The organism is Thermosulfurimonas sp. (genome assembly GCF_015491435.1).
Classification (GTDB): domain Bacteria; phylum Desulfobacterota; class Thermodesulfobacteria; order Thermodesulfobacteriales; family Thermodesulfobacteriaceae; genus Thermosulfurimonas_A.
Map to the genome: position 1 here is coordinate 1 of NZ_WFVX01000177.1, position 2,430 is coordinate 2,430.

The window sequence follows — 2,430 nt, forward strand, 5'->3', positions numbered from 1 at the left end:
ACGTGAAATTCGCCCATTATTTGCAGATTCCCTATGTGCCCGGGGTGGGGGAGCTGGCGGTCTTCTGCGGGGCCCTTTTCGGGGCCGGCCTGGGTTTTCTCTGGTATAACGCTCATCCCGCGGAAATCTTTATGGGAGACGTGGGGTCCCTGGGGCTGGGAGCGGCCCTGGGAGCCGTGGCGGTGATGGTTAAGGAGGAGTTGCTTCTGGTGGTGGCGGGAGGGCTTTTTGTGGCCGAGGCCCTTTCGGTCATCCTTCAGGTGGGATATTTTAAATTGACCGGAGGGCGGCGTCTCTTTCGGATGGCCCCTCTGCATCATCATTTTGAACTCTCCGGCTGGCCGGAAAATAAAGTGGTAGTACGTTTCTGGATCGTGTCTGTAATCTGCGGCATTCTGGCCCTTTCCACCCTTAAGTTGAGGTGAAGATGCTGGACCTGAGGGGAGCCAAAACGGTGGTTCTGGGTTTCGGACGCAGTGGCCGGGCCGCGGCCCGTCTGCTGGCGGTGCTGGGAGCCCGGGTGGTGGTGTCCGAGACTCGCCGGGCCGAGGATCTTCCCCCGGGAGATTATTATGCCCTGCAGGAAAGGGGCGTGAGGTTCGAGACCGGGGGGCATCGGCAGGAAACCCTTCTCGCCGCGGATCTGGTGGTGACGAGCCCCGGAGTGCCTCCGGAGGTGTGGGCTCAGGCCCGTAAAAAAGGAATACCGGTATGGGGAGAGCTGGAGCTGGCCTTTCGGGCCCTGCGCAAACCGGTGCCCATCCTGGCGGTAACCGGTACCAACGGGAAGACCACCACCACCGCCATGATCAGCGATATCCTGCGCCTTTCGGGGTTCAAGGTATTTACCGGCGGAAATTATGGGGTTCCGCTTTCCGAATATGTCCTTTCCGGGGAGCCGGCCGAACGCCTGGTGCTCGAGGTGTCCAGTTTTCAGCTGGAAACCGTGGAACGCTTTGCTCCCACCGTGGCCGCCGTTCTCAATCTAACCCCGGATCACCTGGAGAGGTATTCGGATCTGCAAGAGTATGCCCGGGCCAAACTTCGACTCCTGGAGAATCTTTCCGGGGAGGGGCTGGGGTTGATACCCCATCCGGACCTGCCCGGAGCCGGCGGAGACCTTTTGTGGCGGGAGTTCCGCGGATCGCAGCGGATCCTCTTTTTCGGTCGGGCTCCGGGGCTGGCCGTGGAGGTGCGCCAGGGAGAGTTCGTCCTGCGCCCGGGGGAGAAAGAGGAAACCTATTCTCTCTCCGGCTTCAGGCTCTGCGGCGAACACAATCGGCTCAATTTCGCGGTGGCCGCCTTTATGGCCCGCGTTTCCGGGGCCGAGCCCGGGGCCATCCGCAAGGCCCTGCGGAGTTTCGTGGGGTTTCCCCATCGTCTGGAATACATCGGGAATTTCGGAGGGGTATATTTTGTAAACGACTCCAAGGCCACCAATGTGGATGCCACCCTGCGGGCCCTGGAAAGTCTTCCGGCTCCCATAATCCTCCTTGCCGGGGGGCAACACAAGGGGGCCTCCTACCGGCCCCTCTTTCAGGCCGTTCGTTCCCGGGTACGTATTTTGATCCTCATGGGGGCTTCGCGTTTTCTCATGGCCGAGGAGCTGGCCGGGGCTACCGAAACCCATCTGGTGGAGAATCTTCCCGAGGCCCTGGCCCTGGCCCTGCGCCTGGCCCGTCCCGGGGACACGGTACTTCTTTCTCCGGCTGCGGCCAGTTTCGATCAGTTCTCTTCCTACGAGGAACGGGGCGAGGTCTTTCGGGATCTGGTGCTGAGTTATGCTCCCAAGGTGCTGGCTCCGGAGGAAAGACCGGAGGTCTATCACTGATGCGCTGGGTGATTGCCGGTGGAGGTACGGGTGGGCATCTTTTCCCGGCCCTGGCCCTGGCCGAAAGGGTGAGGGCCGGGGGCGGGGAGGTGCTTCTGGTGGGCTGCGGCCGCCGGATAGAAGAAATGGTCCTTTCAGGGGCCCCTTTCCCGGTGGCTACCATTAGCGGCGAAGGGCTGCTGGGAAAGAGCCCGATGCTCAAGATGCGGGCTCTTTTGCGTCTTGGCCGGGGGGTGCGCGAGGCTGTGACCCTTATCCGACGGTTTTCCGCGGATGTGGTCTTCGGGACCGGAGGGTACGCCTCTTTCCCGGCGGTGGTGGCGGGAAAGCTTCTGCGCAAGGTCCTGGGGCTTCACGAACAGAACGCTCTTCCCGGCTTGGCCAATCGGATATGCGGGAGGATGGTGCACAGGATCTTTGTGAGTTTTCCGGGTACGGAGAGATATTTTCCCGCCCGCAAGGTTATCCTTTCCGGAAACCCGGTGCGGGAGGAGATCCTGGCTCCTCGAGCCCGGGAACACGCCGGTCCGGGGGTGCTGGTCCTGGGAGGGAGCCAGGGGGCCCGGGGGCTTAATCGTTTGATGGTGGAGGTGGCTCCG

3 protein-coding genes are annotated in these 2,430 nt (G+C 62.2%); all 3 read left to right on the top strand.

Features of this window, described 5'->3' with window-relative positions; translation table 11 throughout:
- A partial coding sequence (gene mraY, locus F8J34_RS08080) for a phospho-N-acetylmuramoyl-pentapeptide-transferase (protein ID WP_297058114.1) occupies positions 1–425 on the top strand: 425 nt, incomplete at its 5' end.
- A gap of 2 nt (positions 426–427) precedes the next feature.
- Complete coding sequence (murD, locus tag F8J34_RS08085) at positions 428–1,831, top strand: UDP-N-acetylmuramoyl-L-alanine--D-glutamate ligase (RefSeq protein WP_297058116.1); 1,404 nt, start codon at positions 428–430, stop codon at positions 1,829–1,831.
- On the top strand, positions 1,831–2,430 hold a 600-nt coding region (locus tag F8J34_RS08090), incomplete at its 3' end, for a UDP-N-acetylglucosamine--N-acetylmuramyl-(pentapeptide) pyrophosphoryl-undecaprenol N-acetylglucosamine transferase (protein ID WP_297058118.1). The genes murD and F8J34_RS08090, both read left to right, overlap by 1 nt.

Bases quoted from the DNA above. Each gene is read 5' to 3' on its own strand.
- murD (WP_297058116.1), top strand. From the start codon at position 428: ATGCTGGACCTGAGGGGAGCCAAAACGGTGGTTCTGGGTTTCGGACGC.